The sequence below is a fragment of the Amycolatopsis albispora genome (genome assembly GCF_003312875.1).
In the GTDB taxonomy this organism is placed as follows: Bacteria; Actinomycetota; Actinomycetes; order Mycobacteriales; family Pseudonocardiaceae; genus Amycolatopsis; species Amycolatopsis albispora.
In genome coordinates this window covers 2,509,976-2,528,436 of sequence record NZ_CP015163.1, presented here as the reverse complement: position 1 = coordinate 2,528,436, position 18,461 = coordinate 2,509,976, and the positions used below count along the sequence as shown (strand labels likewise).

The window sequence follows — 18,461 nt, the reverse complement described above, 5'->3', positions numbered from 1 at the left end:
ATGCGCCATGGCCGACGGACCACTGACCCGAGTACTGGCGAAAGCGGGTGGCGAACGCACCCTCGAACTCCTGGCCGAGCTGCCGGGCGCCGATCTGACCACGCTCATGCTGGCCGTGATGCGGGAACGCGCGGCCAGGATGTCCGGGCCGGACCTGGTGCGCCGCGGGCTGACCGACCGGTTCGTGGCCCCGTCCGGCATTGGCTTCGACCGCCTGCGTGCCGCCGAATCGGCCGCGCTCGACGCGCTGCCGCCGTCCTTCGAAAAGGTGACCCTGTCACCGCTCGCCCCGCTCGGGCTGCATTCGGTGGTCGGCACCGTGCACCAGAACAAGGTGGTCTCCACCGTGCGCGGCACCGAGGTCGCCGCCGACCCGACCAACGGGCTCGCGCTGGAGGCGGCGATCCGCCGCCGCGACGACGCCAAGAACGTGGTGCGCCTGGCTACGGCCCAGCGCGTGGTGCGCGCGCAACACGTCGACGGGCCCGCGTTGTTCGCCCACTTCACCTTGCTGGGCCTGGTGACCGCGGGCCGCGACACCGGGAACCTCGGGTTCGAACGGGAGCACGCGCCCGAACTCATCCGGGCGATGACCACCGCGGTACGGGCCCAGGTGGACGGACCGCTCGAGGTCCGGCTGACCGTGCTGGACCCTCGGTACACCGTGGTCGCCGACGCCATCCGGGCCGCGATTCCCGGCGAAGTGGCCGACGACCCCGGCCGCGAATCCGGCCGCGGTTACTACACCGGGCTCTGCTTCAAGCTGTTCTGCCACGCCGGCGGCGAATGGTGCGAACTCGGCGACGGCGGATTCGTGCCCTGGACACAGGAACTGCTGGGCAACCGGAAGGAACGGCTGTTCATCGGCGGCCTCGGCGTGGACCGGCTGGCCACGCTCTGAGCTACTCGCCGTCCAGCGCGGCCAGGTCCGGCGGCACCAGCGTGGTGGACAGCATCAGCTCGCGCAGCAGGTTGTCGTTGAGCGCGTTGCCCACCGGCTCGCCGACCTCCTCCTTGGTCAGCCCGGCCACCCCCGCCTTCGACAGCCGCCGCCGCACGCCGCTGACCAGGTGCTCCAGCCGTTTGGGCCCCCAGTTCTGGCCGGGGCGCAGCTCGGCGAGCTGGTCGGCGGCCTGCCGCCACGGCAGCGGCTGCGGCCGCGCCTCGTGGAGCAGGTACCGCTGGCCGAGCACGATCAGCGCCAGCCGCTCGTCCCCGCTGAGCCGCCAGGTCCGCGGCGGCTCGGTCACCTCCTGGTGCCGTGAGATCGGGCGCCCCCCGTCGGCGCCCGAGACGTACAGCTCCAGCAGGTGCTCGCGGCCGCCGGAGCCGCGGACGAACAGTGGCGTGTACCCCTCGGCCAGCGGAAGCGGATCTTCCTCCGGGAACAGCAGCCGCGAGCGCGGCAGCCGCAGCGGCAGCCGCCCGGTGTTGCGCACCCACCAGTGCTCGGCGGTGTAGACCAACTCGCCGTGGCGGCGGCTGACCTTGCGATCGTCCTCACCGACGCAGACGTGCACTTCGGGCCGGTTGCGGCCGAACAGTACCTGCCGCCCGTCCCGCGGGGTCATCGTGACGCCCCCGGCCACCGCGAGCGCGAACATGGTGCCCGGTTTCGCCGGCGGCACCCCGAAGGCCAGGCTTTCCCTGGCGGACAGCCGTGTTCCTGCTGCTTCCACTGGCACACTCCCGATCACCGGCTTGCCGCGGCAGTCAAGCATGCTCCCGGCGGGACCCCTCCCGGAAGCGCTCAGCCGGGTAGTTTCCCGGCCACCGCGGTGGCCAGCGCCGAGGTGGTCTCGCAGATCCGGTCCACCGGCAGGTCGCCGTCCAGCGTCAGGTGCACCAGCTCGACCAGCGACCGGCCGTCGCGGTCGTGGTAACCGCGGTGCACCACGCGGGCCACGCAGGTGCCCGCGCCGTCGTCCTCGGGATCGAGCCGGACCTCGTGCCCGTTCACCTCGGCCGCCGTGCCGTGCCGGTCGGACAGCGGCTGGTTGCGGTCGAACTTCAGCTGGATGCCCAGTTCGGCCGCCGGGTTCTCCCAATCGCAGGCCCAGTCGGCGAATTCGGTTTCCGCGTGCGCGGGTTCGGCGCCGGGGATGCGCGCGAGCGCGGCGGCGTCGAGCAACTCGCAGGCTTTGAGCTGGGCGAGCGAATCGGCGTCGAACCGGCGTGGCCGCCGGGGCACCTCACCGCCGGCCAGCTTGCCCACGGCGATTTCCGTGGCCAGGTCGGAGATCGCGCAGTAGTCGGCGGTGCCTTCCCCCTCGTCGCGCTCGGCCTCGATGTAGACGCGGTTCCGGTCGGCCAGCACGATCTCCCGCAGGCAGGCCTCCTCCTCGAGCGGCCGCCGGAGCACGCGCATGCCGCCGAGTTCGTCGGCCGGGCCCGAATCCGGGGTGCCGGGCGGGAGCGGGGCACCCAGTTCGAACCGCACGTCGACGCGGATGCCGTCGGGGATCTGCACCATCACGTCGCAGCGTTCGAAGGCGCCGTAGTCGGTTTCCAGGGTGACCGTGCCGAAGCGGGCGAGCGCGGCGGCGTCGGTGAGGCCGCACGGATCGGCGGTGTGCGGGTCGCCCATCAGCACCGGCCGGGCCTCCTCGTCCCGGTTCGCCAGCACCACCACGGTCGCGGCGGCGGCCACCACCACGGCGGCGGCGAGCGCGAGCACCACGCGCTTTCCCTTGCCGGGACGGCGATCCAGCGCGCGCGTCACCTCCGCGGTGGTGGCACCGGAGGCGACCACCTCAAGCAGTTCACGCGCTCGCGCGGCATCCGGGCGGTCGGCGGGATCTTCGCTCAGCAGAGCCGAAAGCACCGGACCGAGCGCTTCGGCGTGTGGTGCGGGCCGGATGTCGGCGGCGACCGCGCGGCGCAGCAGCACGAGCGGGTTTTCCGCCTCACCGAAGGGACTGGTGCCTTCGACCGCGCGGAACAGCACTGCTCCCAAGGAAAACACGTCCGACGCGGTGGTCGGGTCCGCGCCACCGGCCACCTCGGGCGCGAGATAACCGGGGGTGCCGGGCACCAGCGAGCCCTCGGTCATGGTGACCTCACGCCACACCGGGCGCGAAATGCCGAAGTCGGTCAGCTTCGCCGTGCCGTCCTCGGTGATCAGCGCGTTGGCCGGGGTGACGTCGCGGTGCACGATCCCGGCCGCGTGCACGGCGGCGAGCGCACCGGCCAATTGCGCGCCGATGCGCGCGGCTTCGGCGGGGGAGAGGGTGCCGCCTTCACTCAGGCGGGTGGCCAGGCTCCGCGCGGGCACGTACTCCATGACCAGCCACTGGTCGGCGCCGTCCGGGGTCAGCTCGTGCAGCCGCACCACACCGGGATGCCGGATCTTCGCGGCGATTTCGGCTTCGCGGCACAGATCCCCGCTGCCGAGCTTGAGCGCGACCGGCTCGCCGGTCTGTTCGTCCACCGCCCGCCAGACCACGCCCATGCCGCCGGTGCCGACTTTCTCCTCGAGCCGGTACCGGCCGGAGATCAGCTGCCCTTGCTGCACGCGGGCAACCTACTGCATTCGGCCGAACGGCCGATGGCGTGGGTCACAACCGCTTGAGCCCCTCCAGCACCCTGCGCATGAGCGCGAGGTCGGGACGGCCGTCGCCGGTGGTCGCGGTGGCGTGCACGGTGACGCGCCCGGCGTCGGCGAGATCGCCGATCAGCACCTGCGCCACGCCGAGCGGCACCGACAGCTGAGCGGCGATTTCGGCCACGGAACGCGGTTGCAGGCAGATGGAGAGCACCCGCTCGGATTCCGGGGTGGTGAACCCCGTGCGCCCGCCGGGATGGACCGCGACCAGCGTTTCGATGGCGAGCCTGCGCCTGCTGCGGGTGCGCCCGCCGGTGAGCACGTACGGGCGCACCCGGAGACCCTCGTCGGCGGGCAGCAGGTCGGACTCGGGCTCGTGCCCCGGCTTCGGCCGTTCCCGCGCTTCCCGCGCTTCCGGTGATGACAGTGGTGACGGTGCTGTTGGCGGGGCAGGCGGGGTCGGCGGGGCCGGTGGCAGCGGGGTCCGTGCTTCGGCCTGCGGTTCGGAGGCCGCGCCTGGTTCGGGGGCGGAGTCTGGTTCGAGGGTAGCCTCCGGTTCGGGGTCCGCGTACTTCTCCAGCACGCTCGCCGACGGGAACCGGGCCCCGGACCGGCCGACGCGGTCCTTGTTGTGCCGCCGCCGCTTCTTCCCGTCGCGGCCGTGCTCGCCGTCGGACGTGCCTGCGCCGTTCTCGCCGCTCTCGTCACCCAGTTTCGCGCGCTGCCTGGCGGTCGGGAAGCGCGCACCGGACAGCCCGAGCACCGGTTCTGGTTCACCCATGATTCGCCTCGACCGCCCAGCGGAGCGCGTTTCGACAGTGTCAACAGTTCCAACAGTTTCGAAGGCGCCCATGTTACCGGTGAAATGGCCCTTGTCACCCGCCCTTCGGGGGAATCACCCACCTTGGTGCAGGGCGGCGTAAATGCGATCACGCAACTCATTCGCCTCGGCCGAGGAAAGGGTGCGGTCGAGGTGACGGAGCACGATCCGGACGAGCAGGTTCTGCTGCCCCGGCCGGGCGCCCAGCCGTTCGCGCGCCACTTCGGGCAGTTCCTCGTACGGTGTCGCGTGCCGGATTTCGACCGTCTCGACACAGTCGGCGTCGGCGCCGAGTGCCTCGCGCACGCGGTCGCCGAGATCCTCGGCGACGTCGTCGGAATCCACCACGATCGAGACATCCCTGCTGGTCGCGGGCCTGGTGGAGACCGGGCGGTACGGCCGGAGATCGGTCAGCTGCGCCTGCACGGCCGGTTCACGCGAGCGCAGCAGCCGGATGTCGGGAATGCCCTTGGCCAGCATCAGGATGCGGTCGAGGCCGAGCCCGAGCGCGAGCCCGCGCCACTCGGGACCCAGCCCGGCTCGTGCCGTCACGGCCGGGTGGATCAGGCCGCATTCGCCGATTTCCACCCCGTTCACGTCGAGCTGACAACCGGATCGGGTATAGGGATGTTTCCGTGGTGTTTTCGATTCGATCGAGCCAGGTAACACGGCGGAAACAATTGCGGCGGTCATCGCCGCCAGTTCGGCCTCGCCGATTTCCGCGCGCGTGACGCGCCAGAGGTCGAGCTGGTGCGGCATTCCGGTGTGCAGCCGGTCGATGGAATCGCGGCGGTAGACGATTCCGGGGCACACCAGCAGCACGTCGTCCACCGGATCGGCGGCCAGCTCACGCAGCGCGGCCGGGATCAGCGCGCTGGAGTGACTGCGCAGCACCCGATCGGGTCCGGCGTAGCGGGTGTAGCGGGCGTCCCTGGTCACCGCGGCGCGGTCGTAGCCGAGGTTGTCGTAGTTGTCGGCGACGGTGACCACCCGCTCGCCGCGGCGCACGCGGACTTCGCAGGGCCAGAGTTCGCGCAACGCGCCGACGGCGCGATCGACGACGAGTTGCAGGGCGTGCGGGCCTTCGGCGGGATCGGTGAGGTCGCGGACGGACAGCAGATCTTCGAGCGTGGACACGGGTGCCTCCGGGAGGTGAACGGGCCTGGGTGGGAAAGCCCCCTGGCCGCGTTCGCCGCGCGGGCACCGGTCAGCGCGGCCGGGCCCCGTGGTCGATGACGACCAGGGGGCAGGTAAATCGGCGCGTGCTCATGCCACGAAGTTAACCGGCGACCGCGCGCGGGCGCACCGGAATTTTCCGGTGGGGGAGCAGACCGGTCGATCCGACGGATGTGCCGCGACCGCCGTGGTTCCTAGCGTCCGGGGGCATGTCGATCACCACTGAATTCCTCCGCCACCCGGTGCTGACCGGGGCCATCGCACCGAGTTCCCGGCGGCTGGCCGCGGCGATGACCGCGGGCCTCGGCCTGGAGCACGCCCGCACCGTGGTCGAGCTGGGGCCGGGCACCGGGGTGTTCACCGAGGCGATCCTGCACCGGCTGCGGCCGGGGGCACGGCTGGTCGCGGTCGAGCTGAACGAGCGGCTGGCCACACCGCTGCGAGCCCGCTACGGCCGCGGCCCGGTGACCGTGGTGCACGACTCGGCCGAAGCGCTCGCGTCCTATGTGGACAATCCGGTGGACGTGGTGGTGTCCGGCCTGCCGTGGGCGGTGCTGCCCGCCGCGCAACGGGACCGCATCCTCGACCAGGTCATCGCGGTGCTCGCGCCGGAGGGCCGGTTCACCACCTTCGCCTACGGGCACGCGGCGTGGACCCCGCCCGCACGCCGGTTCGCCGCGTCGCTGCGGGAGCGGTTCGCGGTGGTGACGCGGGGGCCGCTGATCTGGCCGAACCTGCCGCCCGCCTTGGTGCACCGCGCGGCGCTGCCGCTGGCCCGCGAAGGGCGCCTGACCTGGACTTTCGATCGGCCGTGCGTGAACCGGAAGTGATCCGCAGGTGCGGGCGGGCAGCGTGGGCCAGGTCAGAAACATCGACGGACATCGACGGACAAGGACGGTTACCCCATGACGAACAACCCGACCCCGGTCACCTTCATCGGCCTCGGCCCGATGGGTCAGGCGATGGTGCGGGTGCTGCTCACCGGCGGTCACCCGGTGACCGTGTGGAACCGCACCGCGAGCCGCGCCGACGGCGTGGTCGCCGCCGGGGCGAAGCGGGCGGACAGCGCGGCCGACGCGGTCGCCGAGAACGAGCTGGTCATCCTCAGCCTCACCGACTACCAGGCGATGTACGACATCCTCGGCCCGCTCGGCGACGTGCTGAAGGGCCGCGTGGTGGTCAACCTCAGCTCCGACACGCCCAGCCGCACCCGCGAGGCGGCGGAGTGGCTGGCCGAGCGCGGTGCCGAGCTGATCGCGGGCGGCGTGATGGTGCCCGCCGAGATGGTCGGGCAGGAGGGCTCGTACGTGTTCTACAGCGGCCCGGAGGCGGTGTTCGAGCGGTTCCGCGACACGCTCGCGCTGATCGGCCGCACCGACCACCTCGGCGCCGACCACGCCCTGGCGCAGCTGTTCTACCAGGCGCAGCTGGACATCTTCCTCACCTCGCTGTCGGCCTACCTGCACGCGAACGCGCTGCTGGAGGCACACGGCGTGCCGGCCGAGCGGTTCTGGCCGTACGCGGAGAGCAACTTCAACACGATCGCGCCGATCATCGGGGAGGCGCCGGGGCACATCGACAGCGGCGAGCACCCCGGCGACGAGGCCAACGCGAAGATGATGGGTGCCACCGCTGACCACATCGTGCAGGCCAGCTACGAAGCCGGGATCGACACCGGGCTGCCCAGGGCGGTCAAGGACCAGTACGACCGGGCCATCGCCGCCGGGGACGGCGCCAAGAGCTGGACCAGCCTGTTCGAGCAGCTCCGGCGCCGCCGCTGAGCCGGAATACTGGAGGGCATGACCGAACGGAAACCGACGGGCGCCGACTGGGAGCGGTGGGTGGACCGCCAGATCCGCGAGGCACAGGAACGCGGTGAGTTCGACGACCTGCCCGGCGCGGGCAAGCCACTGCCGGGGCTGCACCGGCCCCGCGACGAGCAGTGGTGGCTGCGGGACTACCTGCGCCGGGAGGGCGTCTCCGCGGATCCGCTGCTGCCGGAGTCGCTCCGGCTGCGCAAGGAGCTGGAACGGCTGCCGGACCGGGTGCGCGGGCTGCGCGGCGAGAAGGCGGTCCGCGAGCACGTGGCCGAGCTCAACGCGCAGATCGAGGCGTGGCTGCGGATGCCGGTCGGGCCGTACGTGCCGATCGGCCCCGCGGACGCCGACGAGGTGGTCGAGGCCTGGCGGGCGGCCAGGGAGGCGCCGGCCGAACCCGCCCAGGCCCCGCCGCCGGAGCGGGTGTCCTGGCTCAGCAGGTTACGTCGACGCTGGCGCCGGACCTGAACGAAACGTGCACGTGGTCGTAGTGGTTCGCGGTCTCGCCGCCGCGGTCCTCCATGGTGGACCAGCCGCTGCCGTCGTTGTAGCGCTGCCGCCAGATCACGTAGGTGATGCCGAACTCCTTCTGGTTCTCCAGCAGGTAGTCGGCGATCTCGTTGCCCTTGGCGGTGCCGACCATGAAGTCCAGCGCGAGGCCCGCCGGGTGGTCGCTGGCACCGGCCCGGCCCGCGGCGCCGCCGATGTCGTCGACGCCGAACTTGGCCTTGATGTGGTTGCCGACCTTGGCGACGTGGGGCTTCGTACCGGCCAGGCTGGTGCCGCACTGCTCGGGTTCGGGGGTCTTCTCCGAGGTGGTGGCCGGCGGGGGTGTGGTCGTGGTGGTCGACGACGTCGGGGGAGTCGTCGTGGTGGTGGCCGGGGGCGGGGTGGTGCTCAGCGCGGGGGCGGGGAGCGCGGGTGGGGGCGGTGGCGGCGCCTGCATGGCCATGGCGACCCCGTTTTCCGGGGACTCCCACGGCCCGCCTGCCAGCCACACGGGCACAACAAGCGCGGCGGCGACGCCCGCGCCGAGTCCGGCCGGAGCCTTCCACGACGCGACCTTCTTACGATGTCTTCCTGGCATTGCTGCTGCTCACTCACTGGTTCGGGGGTACCGGTGGGTAGCTCTGGCGCCAGAGCCGACGGCCACGTTACGAAACGGCAACGGCAGAGTCACGCTGGAGTGTCGAGCGCCACAAATCGGGCAAGCAACCCTTTTGTGCGGTATACGTCCCCGCACGTCCAGCGGTTTTCCGTGACCTGGCGACAACTCTCCGCAATCGCGACACTAATCGAACAGGTGAGCGATTGTGGTCGATTTCGGCGGGTTCGGATGCGAACATGTGTTCGTGCGAACCGAGGCCACGATTCTCCACGCCGACCTGGACGCGTTCTACGCTTCGGTCGAGCAGCGTGACGACGCGAGCCTGCGCGGGCGCCCGGTGATCGTCGGCGGGGGCGTGGTGCTGGCGGCCAGTTACGAGGCGAAGGCGCGGGGCGTGCGCACCGCGATGGGCGGCTGGCAGGCCCGCGCGCTGTGCCCGGACGCGGTTGTGGTGCCGCCGCGGATGAAGGCGTACTCGGCGGCCAGCAAGGCGGTGTTCGCGGTGTTCCGGAACACCACGCCGCTGGTCGAGGGCATCTCCATCGACGAGGCCTTCCTGGACGTCGCCGGGCTGAAGCGGCTGCGCGGTGATCCGGCCGGTATCGCGGTGCGGCTGCGGGAGGAGGTGCTGCGCGAGGTCGGGCTGCCGATCACCGTGGGCGTGGCCCGCACCAAGTTCCTCGCGAAGGTGGCCAGCGCGGTGGCCAAGCCGGACGGGCTGCTGGTGGTGCCGCCCGACGGTGAGCTGGACTTCCTGCACCCGCTGCCGGTGGAACGGCTCTGGGGCGTCGGCCGGGTCACCGCCGAACGGCTGCACTCGCGCGGCATCACCACGGTCGCGCAGGTGGCGCGGCTGCCCGAGGCGCGGCTGGTGTCGATGCTGGGGCGCGCGGCGGGGCACCACCTGCACGCCCTGGCGCACAACCGGGACCCGCGCCCGGTGCGGGTCGGCAAGCGGCGCGGGTCGATCGGCTCGCAGCGCGCGCTCGGGCGGCGGCCGCGCACCGCCGAGGACCTCGACGCCATCCTGCTCGGCATCGTCGACCGGCTCGGCAAGCGGCTGCGGGCGGCACACCGGGTGTGCCGGACGGTGGTGCTGCGCCTGCGGTTCGCCGACAGCTCCCGTGCCACGCGCTCGCACACCCTGCGCGAGTCCACGGCCAGCACGAAGGTGGTCCTGTCCACCGCGAGGGACCTGCTGGCCGGGGCGCTGCCGGTGATCGAGAAGCAGGGCATCACGCTGCTGGGCCTGACCCTGTCGAACCTGGACGACCAGAACGCGGTCCAGCTGGCGCTGCCGTTCGGGAAGGCGCCGGACGGCACGCTGGACGCCACGCTCGACGACCTGCGGGAGCGGTACGGCGCCACGGCGGTGACGCGTGCCGTGCTGCTCGGGAAGGACCAGGGCATCCAGGTCCCGCTGCTCCCGGACTGACCCGGCGTGCTGCCGCCGGAACCCGCGGAACCGTAGGCTGGACGGCTGTGGCGAGCACACGATGGGGCGAGTGGGCGCGGGTGGTCCGCTCCACGCTTTTCACCGGGGCCAGGCCACAGGCGGAGGTGTCGCGGTCGGCCGCGCTGCGGCGGCTGCGGGTGGTCGTCTACTGCGCGGTCGGGTTCTGGGGCGCGTTCGTCGCCGTGCTCACCGCGCCCGGTTCATTGCGCGGCACCGCCTTCGCCGTCCCGGTGGCGCTCGCGATCGCCGCCCCGGCGGTGCTCGCCGTCCGGTCGCCGCTGTGGGCGTGGCGGGTGCTGCTGGTGCTGATCGCGCTCACCCCGCTGGCGCACCCCGGCTCGGCAGCGCAGTGGGGCTGGGCGTGGTCACCGGGGCTGGCGCTGGTCACCGCGCTGGTGCTGTACGTCGTGGCCGAGAGCCACGAACAGGGCGTGGTCGCCGTGGTCGCGGTGGTCACCGCCGCGCTGCTGCCGCTGCACGTCGGCGACTTCCGCGACTGGCTGCTGCTGGTGGTGATGATGGTCGTGGTGCTGGTGCTGGGCAACACCGTCCGCCAGCGCCGGATCGCCGAGCACCAGCGGGCCGCCGCGGCCACCCGGACCGCGGTGTTCGCCGAACGCGCCCGCATCGCGCGTGAACTGCACGACGTCGTCGCCCACCACATGTCCGTGCTCACCCTGCGCACCGACTCCGCCCGCTTCCGCTTCCCCGATCTGCCCAGCGAGGTGCGCGCCGAGTTCGCCGAACTCAGCGAGACCGCGCGCGAGGGCATGGTCGAGATGCGCCGCCTGCTCGGTGTGCTGCGGGCCGAAGGCACCGAAGTCCCGACCGAGCCCCAGCCCGTCGCGCCCCAGATCACCGGCCTGGTCGACCGGGTGCGCGCGCTCGGCGTGGAGTGCGAACTCGAGGTACGCGGGGACCTGGACGCGCTGCCCGCCGGGGTGGCGTTGTCGATCCACCGGATCGTGCAGGAGGCGCTCAGCAACGCGGCCCGGCACGCCACCGGCAGCCGGATCACGGTCGAGCTGGCGGTGGACGAGGTGTCGGTGCAGGCCGTCGTGCGCAACACCGCGGGCGCGCGGCCCGCCGAGCGCACCGGTCCGGGGCACGGCCTGCTCGGCATGCGTGAGAGGGTCGCCGTGCTGGGCGGCACGCTGGAGGCGGGCGCGACCGGCGACGGCGGATTCCGGGTGGCCGCGTGGCTGCCGGTGGCGGAGCGGGAGGCCCAGTGATCACCGTGGTCGTGGCCGACGACCAGACGATGGTCCGGCAGAGCTTCCGGGCGGCGCTCGACGCGCAGGACGACGTGCGCGTGCTCGGCGAGGCGGCCGACGGAGCGGCGGCGGTGGATTGCTGTGCCCGGCTGCGGCCGGACGTGGTGCTGATGGACGTCCGCATGCCGGAGATGGACGGCCTGGAGGCGACCCGCCGCATTCTCGCCGACCCGGCGCAGCCCGCGCGCGTGCTGATGCTGACCACGTTCGACATAGACGAGTACGTCTACGGCGCGCTGCGTGCCGGGGCCAGCGGGTTCCTGCTCAAGGACGCGCCGCTGGACGACCTGGTCACCGCGGTCCGGGTGATCGCCGCGGGCAACGCCCTGTTCGCGCCGTCGGTGACCCGGCGCCTGGTGCGGGAGTTCGCCGCGCGCGGCCCGTCACCCGGTACCCGCGTCGGTGAGCTGACCGAGCGCGAGACCGAGGTGCTCCGGCTGGTCGCGAAAGGACTGTCCAATCAGGAGATAGCGGCCGCGCTGGTGATCGCCGAGCAGACGGCGAAAACCCATGTCAGCCGGGTGTTCGCGAAGCTCGGCGTGCGGGACCGCGCGCAGGCGGTGATCGCCGCCTACGAGTCGGGCGTCGTGGTACCCGGGTAGTACACCGGCGCCGGGGAGCTACCGGGGGAGTAGCCCCGGAACCGTGCCCCGGCCCGACGATCCGCGGGCGGATCCACGGCATCGTCGTGCCTCGTGAAAGCACTGATCACGGTGGTGTCGGTGGTGCTGGGGGCGATCGGCCCGCTCTGGTGGGTGCTGGACCTGCCGCTGGGCGTGGACACCGCGGTCTACCGCGCGGGCGGCTGGGCCGTGCTGCACGGGCAGCCGTTGTACGACCACCTGGCCGCGTTGCCGGACTGGGCCCCGGAACTGCCGTTCACCTATCCGCCGTTCGCCGCGCTTTTGTGCACGCCGCTGGCCTTGCTGCCGGCCCAGTGGTGCTGGTCGCTGCTCGCGATGGCCGCGGCACCCGCGCTCGCGGTCACCGTGCGCGCGTTCACCGACGACCGGCGCTGGTGGCTCGTGCTCGGCGGATTCGCGCTGTACCCGGTGTGGCAGAGCGTCGGGCTCGGCCAGGTGAACCTGGTGCTGATGGCCATGGTGACCGCGGATGTGCTGGTGCTGCGGGAATCCCGGTATCGCGGCCTGCTGATCGGGGTGGCCGCGGCGATCAAGCTGGTGCCGCTGATCTTCATCGGGCACCTGCTGCTCACCGGCCGCCGCGCCGGCGCGCTGCGGGCGCTGGGTGCCTTCGCCGGTGCCACCACACTCGGTTTCCTGGCGCTGCCAAGGGATTCACTGCGGTACTGGACTTCGGCGCTGGTCAACGACCACTTCGCGCAGACCGGGGGCTGGATCGGCAACCAGTCGTGGCACGGGTTCGTCACCAGGACCGTGCCGGAGGACTGGCGGTCCGCGGTGATCGCGGGCGGCTGCGCGGTGGCCGTGGTGGCCACCGCGCTGGTGGTCCGCCGCCTGCACCAGGGCGGTGACACGCGGGGCGCGCTGCTCGCCACCGCGGGCTGCGCCCTGCTGGTGAGCCCGATTTCCTGGACGCACCACTGGGTCTGGCTGGTGCCGCTGCTGGTGCACCGGCCCGTCCTGCGGCCGCTCGCCGCGGTGTTCGCGTTGCCGGTGGTGCTCACCGGCAACGCGTACCTCTTCACCGCGGTGCTCCTGCTCGGGATGCGGGCCGGTGGCCTGCTCAGCCCCGTTCGATCGCTTCGATGATCTTCGGGCGCAGCTCGGCCGCGCTGATGATCTCGTCCACCGAACCCACCTCGACCGCGCGCCGGATGCTGTGCACCCGGTCGAACTCGGTGGCCACCTCGCTGAGCTTCTCCGTGCGGACCGCCGACCGGACCTCGGCCAGCTTCGTGGTCAGCGCGGCCCGCTCGGCACCGGTCGCCTCGGCCACGCTGGTCTCCAGCTCGGCCACCCGCGGGTCCTTGGCGGTACGGGCGTTGACATCACCGGCGAAGACCACCGCCGCCGCCGGGGCACCGCCGATCACCGACGCGTACGAGCCCTCCACGGCCAGCACGGTCATGTTCGGGTTGAGCGCCTTGGAGAACACCACGAACGCGCCGCCGTGGTACCGCGAGATCACGCAGAACACGATCGGGCCCTCGAAGTTGACGATCGCCCTGCCGATCTCGGCGCCGTACTCCAGTTGCAGCTTCCGCATCGACTCCGGCGAGCCGTCGAACCCGGACAGGTTCGCCAGCACCACCAGCGGCCGGTTGCCGCTGGCCGCGTTGATCGCCCGCGCCGCCTTCTTCGACGAGCGGGGGAACAGCGTGCCCGCGGTGTAGGCGTCCGGCCCGTCGGTGGGCGGGAAACCCCGCCGCGGCACCGGCCGCGACTCGATGCCGAGCAGGCACACCGGCCGCCCGCCGAGGTGCACGTCCTGCACCGCGGCGGTGTCCGCGTCGGCCATGCCGGCCCAGCGCTCCAGCACCGGGTGGTCCTGGTCGGACAGCGCGCGCATCACCGTGCGGATGTCGAAGGACTTCTTGCGGTCCGGGTTGGTCTCCGCCGAGAAGATCTCGCCGACCGTGGTGAAGTCGCTGCCTTCGGCCGCGTGCGGATAGGTGGTGACGTCGCGGTCGTGCGGGTCGGTGGTGCCGATCGGCCGCGGCCCGGACTCGCCGGGCACCACGTAGGTGTGGTCGTAGTAGGACATCAGCAGGTCGCGTGCGGCGGCCAGGTTCGGCGCCCAGTACTGCGCCTGCCCGTTCGGCCCCATCACCCGGTCGTAGCCGCCGATGCCGAAGTTGTCCTCGGCCGAGACCCCGCCGGAGAAGTCCAGCGCCTGCTTGCCGGTCAGCACCATCGCCGAGTCCGGGGTCATCACCAGGATGCCCTTGGTGTGCATCAGCATGGTGGCTTCGGCGTTCCAGTACGGCTGGGCGCCGACGTTGATGCCGACCACCACGATGTTGATCTCACCGCCGTCCTGGGTGAAGTGCACGATCCGCTTGAGCGCGGCCGCCACCCAGTCCATGTTCTCGGTGCCCGAGTCCATCGAGATCCGCGCGCCGGAGGACAGCGCGTACCACTCCAGCGGCACCCGCAGTTCCTCGGCGAGGTCGAGCGCGGCGATCACCCGCGCGCACTCCGGCTCGGACAGCGCGCCCAGCGACTTCGTCGGGTCGCCGAGCAGCACCACCCTGGTCATGCCGTCCGGGTGGCGGCGGGTCGGCGTGGTGACCACCCCGGCCACGATCGCCGCGGAGTTCTCCCCGCGCGGGCGGTCCACCGGCACCAGCTTGCCGTCTTCGAGGTCGTACTCGGTGAAGCTGCCGCCTTCGCCGGTGAGCATGCCGGTCAGCTCGTACGGGTAGACCGTGCCGCGGCTGCTCGCGCGCACCACCTTCTGCCGGTAGGCGTCCATCGGCTCGATCGGGTCGGTCTCCGGCTCGCCCACGGTCAGCCGCGGGCCGTGCCCGGCGTCGTAGCCGATCCGGAAGGCCGTCTTGGTCAGCTCGCCGGTCTCCGGATCCCGCTGCCTGCCGAGGAAGAGCACCTCCTCCAGCCCGGCGCCGGCGGTGGTCGGCAGCACGCGCTGGGCGATGGTGTTCACCTCGTGCATGGTCAGCTCGCTCGGCGGCCACACGTAGATGACGATCCGGTTGGTGCCCAGCCGCTTGCGCGCCGGCCGCTGCACCTGGACCGTGCGGATCGCGTCCAGGCAGGTGGCCAGCACCTGCTCCAGCGCGGGCAGCGCGTACAGCCTGCCCTCGCTGTCGCGCAGCGGGGTCAGGTCGCGGACCTGGGCCAGCGCCACCAGCCGCTCGTCGGCCGGGTTCGACGGCGCCACGCACCGGAACAGGTAGGCCTCCTCGTCCGGCGACGGCAGGCGGGTCAGGTCGAAGTTGCTCAGCCGCTCGATCTGCATGCGCCGCGCGATCAGCGGGTGCAGCCCGCGGATCAGCCGCTCCTCGGCGAACCCGGCCGAGGACGGGCGGAAGGTGAAGTGGTGGTGCATCACCGCGCCGCTGCGCCCGGCCACCGTGGTGGTCACCCGGCGCACGCTGCTCGGCAGCTCACCGGCGGCGATCACCTTGCGCAGTTCGGCAGCCATCTCGTCGGCGTCGGACGGCTGGCCGTCCCAGCTGAGGTAGACGTCGGCGACCAGGTCGCTGCCGGCCGACAGCGAGCCGATCGCGCGGACCGCCTCACCGAGCGAGCCGAAGTCGACCGCGGTGGTCACCACGCGTGCGGCACCGTCGCCCTTCTGGCTTTCCGCGACCACGAAGGTGCAGCCGCCCACCTGCTCGGCACGCACGTCCGACAGCCCGCGGTTGCCGTAGTAGCGGCGGGACAGCACTTCGAGCAGCGGCGCGTGGTCCACCCCTTCGCGGCCGATGCGCTGCCCGAGCAGGCGGACCAGCGGTTCGGTGCTGGCCACCATCTCGGCGATCCGCTCGGCGCGGTCCGGCGCGTCCGGGTGCCGGTCGAGGTGACGCAGGTGCTTGCGGACCGCGGTGTAGACCTCCGCCCGGTGGCGGCGCAGCAGCGGCTGGGCGAACCAGGTGAACACCACGCCGCGCGCCAGGTCGGACAGCGCCGGGAAGCGCAGCTGGGTGGCGGCGATCAGGTGTTCCAGCGCCGGGCCGGTGGTGTCGCGCAGGGCACCGCCGGGCGGGCCCTCCTTGAGCCACTGCCGCAGCAGCGCGCCCACCACGTCGGCGCCCGCGTTCGCGCGCTGCTGGGCCAGGAAGATGCGGAAGACCGCGGTCTCCAGCTCGGGTGTGCGCTCCAGGTCGCCGACCCCGTAGTGGCCGAGCACCTTGGCCAGCCGCTCCTGGAAGGTGGCCGACACCCCGGCGCGTTCGACGTCCAGGCTCTGCAGATAGGTGTGGAAGTACTCGCGGGGGCTGTGCACGCGGGAGTCCGAAGTGGACTCCTCACCGGCCGGGCGGTTCCGGCTCAGCTCGGACAGGTCGGCGAACACGGTGAGCAGCTCCAGCTCACCGGCCAGCGGGCGGCCGCCCTCGGCGACCAGTTCCGCCCTCGCCGCGAGGTAGTCGGCGAGCACGCGGCCACTGTCGACCGGGTCGGCGTCGAAGCCGAGCAGCTGGTGCCGCAGATCCGCCAGGCCACGCGAAACCCGGTCCCGCGCGGGGATTCCGGCGGGTTCGGCAGGCAGGTCGATCGACACGCTGTCCTTGGCGGCCTCGGCGGCGGCAGCGCCGTCACCGAGCGGTTCCAGCCGCAGCAGCGGCGCGCCGGTCTCCACCTGGCTGCCCACCGAGACCGCGCATTCCTTGAGCCGGGCGCGGAACGGCGCCCGCAGCACGGTCTCCATCTTCATGCTTTCCAGCACCAGCACCGGAGCGCCCGCCTCGACCTCGGCGCCGACCTCCAGCGGCGTGGCCACCACCAGCGCGGGCGCGGGGGAGCGGACCACACCGCCCTCGTCGCGGCTGATCCGGTGCGCCACGCCGTCCACCTCGACCAGGTGGATCGGGCCGTGGCTGGCCGAAACCAGCCGGAACCGCTGCCCGCTGACGGTGATCTGCCCGGTGAACCGGTCGAACCGGTCGATCTCGACGTCGGCCGCGTGCGGCTCGCCGTCACCACCGGAAACGCCGACGCGGAACCGCTGCGGGCCGACCCGCGAGACCTGCACCTTGTACCCGGCGCCCCGCAGCTTCAGCTCCAGCGGCCGGCCGCTGTCCAGCTGGACCTGCGGGCGGCCGCCGTGCGCGGTGGACAGCAGCCGCTGGCGGGCCACCTCTTCCTCGTCCTCGTAGGCCTCGATGGCGGCCGCGGCCAGCGCGACCGCGGAATGCCGGTGGGTGACCAGCCTGCCTTCACCGCGCACGCGGTCGATCCAGCCGGTGTCGGCCGAGGCGTCGAGCACCTCGGGCTGGTCGAGCAGGTCCAGCACGAAGCTCTTGTTGGTGGCCCCGCCCTCGATGATCACCGTGGTCTGCGCCATCGCGCGCCGCAGGCGGCCGAGCGCCTCGTCGCGGTCACGGCCGTAGGCGATGATCTTGGCGATCATCGAGTCGAAGTCGGCCGGGATGGTGTCGCCTTCGCTGACGCCGGTGTCCACGCGGATGCCGGGGCCCGCGGGCAGATCGAGCCGGACGATGCGGCCGGGCGACGGCGCGAAGTCGCGGTCCGGGTCCTCGGCGTTCAGGCGGGCCTCGATGGCGTGGCCCTGTTCGGCGGGCGGCTCGCCTTCGAGCTTGCCACCGGCGGCCACGTGCAGCTGCGCCTTGACCAGGTCGACGCCGGTGGTGGCCTCGGTGATCGGGTGCTCCACCTGGAGGCGGGTGTTCACCTCGAGAAAGGCGAACAGCTGCTCGCCGGGGTGGTACAGGAATTCGACGGTGCCCGCGCCGCGGTAGTCCACGGCCAGCGCGAGGCGCTCGGCGGCGGCCTTCAGCTCGGCGGCCTGCTCGGCGGACAGCACCGGGGACGCCGACTCCTCGATGATCTTCTGGTTGCGCCGCTGCACCGAGCAGTCACGCACGCCCAGCGCCCACGCGGTGCCCTGGCCGTCGGCGATCACCTGGACCTCGACGTGGCGGGCGCCGGTGACCAGGCGCTCCAGGAAGACCACGCCGCTGCCGAAGGCGCGCTCGGCCTCCATGCTGGTGCGCTCGTAGGCTTCGGCCAGCTCGGCGGCCGAGTTGATCACGCGGATGCCGCGGCCGCCACCACCGGCGGTCGCCTTGAGCATCAGGGGGTAGCCGATCCGGCCCGCGGCCTCGATCGCGGCGTCCAGGCTCTCCACCGCGCCGCGGCTCCACGGCGCGACCGGCACGCCGACCTCTTCGGCGATCAGCTTCGCGCCGATCTTGTCCCCGAGGCGGCGCATCGCGTCGGGGCTCGGGCCGACGAAGGTGATGCCGAGCTTTTCACACAGCTCGGCGAAGGCGGGATCCTCGGCCACGAAGCCCCAGCCGACCCAGGCGGCGTCCGCGCCGGTCTCGGTCAGCGCGCGCCCGAGCACCTCGAGATCGAGGTACGGGCGGGCCGAAGCCGGGCCGAGGCAGTAGCCGATGTCCGCCTCCCGCACGAAGGTGGCCGTGCGATCCGCGTCCGTGTACAGGGCGACGGTTTCGATCCGCCGCCCGGTTTCCACGGCGAGTTCGCGGACGGCGTGGATGAGCCGCATCGCGGACTCCCCACGGTTGACGATGGCGACACGACTGAACACCGAGCTGAGCCTCCAAGATCCCGCTGACCCGTCTGAATACCCGTTTGGATACCCGTACCCTCTCGCATACCGCCGAGTAGTCAT

14 protein-coding genes are annotated in these 18,461 nt (G+C 72.4%); 8 read left to right on the top strand and 6 right to left on the bottom strand.

What is annotated here, in order from left to right:
• The first annotated feature begins 7 nt into the window (after positions 1-7).
• On the top strand, positions 8-901 hold the full coding sequence (locus A4R43_RS11790; protein WP_113692379.1) for a hypothetical protein: 894 nt from the start codon (positions 8-10) through the stop codon (positions 899-901).
• Between the two features lies 1 nt (position 902).
• Here A4R43_RS11790 and A4R43_RS11785 read toward each other — a convergent pair whose 3' ends face one another.
• From A4R43_RS11785 to srmL, 4 genes are all read right to left on the bottom strand, one after another.
• A complete protein-coding gene (locus A4R43_RS11785; protein WP_236808921.1) occupies positions 903-1,679 on the bottom strand; it encodes an FHA domain-containing protein in 777 nt (258 codons plus the stop codon).
• Between the two features lie 71 nt (positions 1,680-1,750).
• Complete coding sequence (locus tag A4R43_RS11780; protein ID WP_113692377.1) at positions 1,751-3,514, bottom strand: serine/threonine-protein kinase; 1,764 nt, start codon at positions 3,512-3,514, stop codon at positions 1,751-1,753.
• A gap of 43 nt (positions 3,515-3,557) precedes the next feature.
• Positions 3,558-4,325, bottom strand: coding sequence for a DUF742 domain-containing protein (locus A4R43_RS11775; protein ID WP_113692376.1), 768 nt, complete (start codon positions 4,323-4,325; stop codon positions 3,558-3,560).
• A gap of 114 nt (positions 4,326-4,439) precedes the next feature.
• Entirely contained in the window at positions 4,440-5,501 is a 1,062-nt protein-coding gene (gene srmL, locus A4R43_RS11770) for a PheS-related mystery ligase SrmL (RefSeq protein ID WP_113692375.1), read from the bottom strand.
• Between the two features lie 248 nt (positions 5,502-5,749).
• Here srmL and A4R43_RS11765 point away from each other — a divergent pair, with 248 nt between their 5' ends.
• From A4R43_RS11765 to A4R43_RS11755, 3 genes are all read left to right on the top strand, one after another.
• Entirely contained in the window at positions 5,750-6,370 is a 621-nt protein-coding gene (locus tag A4R43_RS11765) for a class I SAM-dependent methyltransferase (RefSeq protein WP_113692374.1), read from the top strand.
• Positions 6,371-6,445: 75 nt separating this feature from the next.
• The gene (locus A4R43_RS11760) at positions 6,446-7,321 is read left to right on the top strand and encodes an NAD(P)-dependent oxidoreductase (protein WP_113692373.1); all 876 of its coding nucleotides are present in this window, start codon (positions 6,446-6,448) and stop codon (positions 7,319-7,321) included.
• Positions 7,322-7,339: 18 nt separating this feature from the next.
• On the top strand, positions 7,340-7,825 hold the full coding sequence (locus A4R43_RS11755; RefSeq protein ID WP_205215302.1) for a DnaJ family domain-containing protein: 486 nt from the start codon (positions 7,340-7,342) through the stop codon (positions 7,823-7,825).
• On the opposite strand, the gene A4R43_RS42660 is transcribed toward A4R43_RS11755, so the two are convergent.
• Positions 7,791-8,444, bottom strand: a complete 654-nt coding sequence (locus A4R43_RS42660; RefSeq protein ID WP_162788414.1) for a VldE C-terminal domain-containing protein — start codon at positions 8,442-8,444, stop codon at positions 7,791-7,793. The genes A4R43_RS11755 and A4R43_RS42660 overlap by 35 nt on opposite strands.
• Positions 8,445-8,703: 259 nt before the next feature.
• Here A4R43_RS42660 and dinB point away from each other — a divergent pair, with 259 nt between their 5' ends.
• The 4 genes from dinB to A4R43_RS11730 all read left to right on the top strand — a co-directional run bounded on the left by dinB (position 8,704) and on the right by A4R43_RS11730 (position 12,928).
• Positions 8,704-9,900 carry a DNA polymerase IV gene (dinB, locus tag A4R43_RS11745; protein ID WP_113697513.1) on the top strand — a complete coding sequence of 399 codons (1,197 nt, stop codon included), beginning with the start codon at positions 8,704-8,706 and terminating at the stop codon, positions 9,898-9,900.
• Between the two features lie 47 nt (positions 9,901-9,947).
• Complete coding sequence (locus tag A4R43_RS11740; RefSeq protein WP_162788413.1) at positions 9,948-11,153, top strand: sensor histidine kinase; 1,206 nt, start codon at positions 9,948-9,950, stop codon at positions 11,151-11,153.
• Positions 11,150-11,797, top strand: a complete 648-nt coding sequence (locus A4R43_RS11735) for a response regulator (protein ID WP_113692370.1) — start codon at positions 11,150-11,152, stop codon at positions 11,795-11,797. Before A4R43_RS11740 ends, A4R43_RS11735 begins: the two co-directional genes overlap by 4 nt.
• A gap of 93 nt (positions 11,798-11,890) precedes the next feature.
• Complete coding sequence (locus A4R43_RS11730) at positions 11,891-12,928, top strand: glycosyltransferase 87 family protein (RefSeq protein ID WP_113692369.1); 1,038 nt, start codon at positions 11,891-11,893, stop codon at positions 12,926-12,928.
• Here A4R43_RS11730 and A4R43_RS11725 read toward each other — a convergent pair.
• On the bottom strand, positions 12,903-18,377 hold the full coding sequence (locus tag A4R43_RS11725) for an ATP-binding protein (RefSeq protein ID WP_113692368.1): 5,475 nt from the start codon (positions 18,375-18,377) through the stop codon (positions 12,903-12,905). The two genes, A4R43_RS11730 and A4R43_RS11725, sit on opposite strands and share 26 nt — an antisense overlap.
• Positions 18,378-18,461 lie beyond the last annotated feature (84 nt).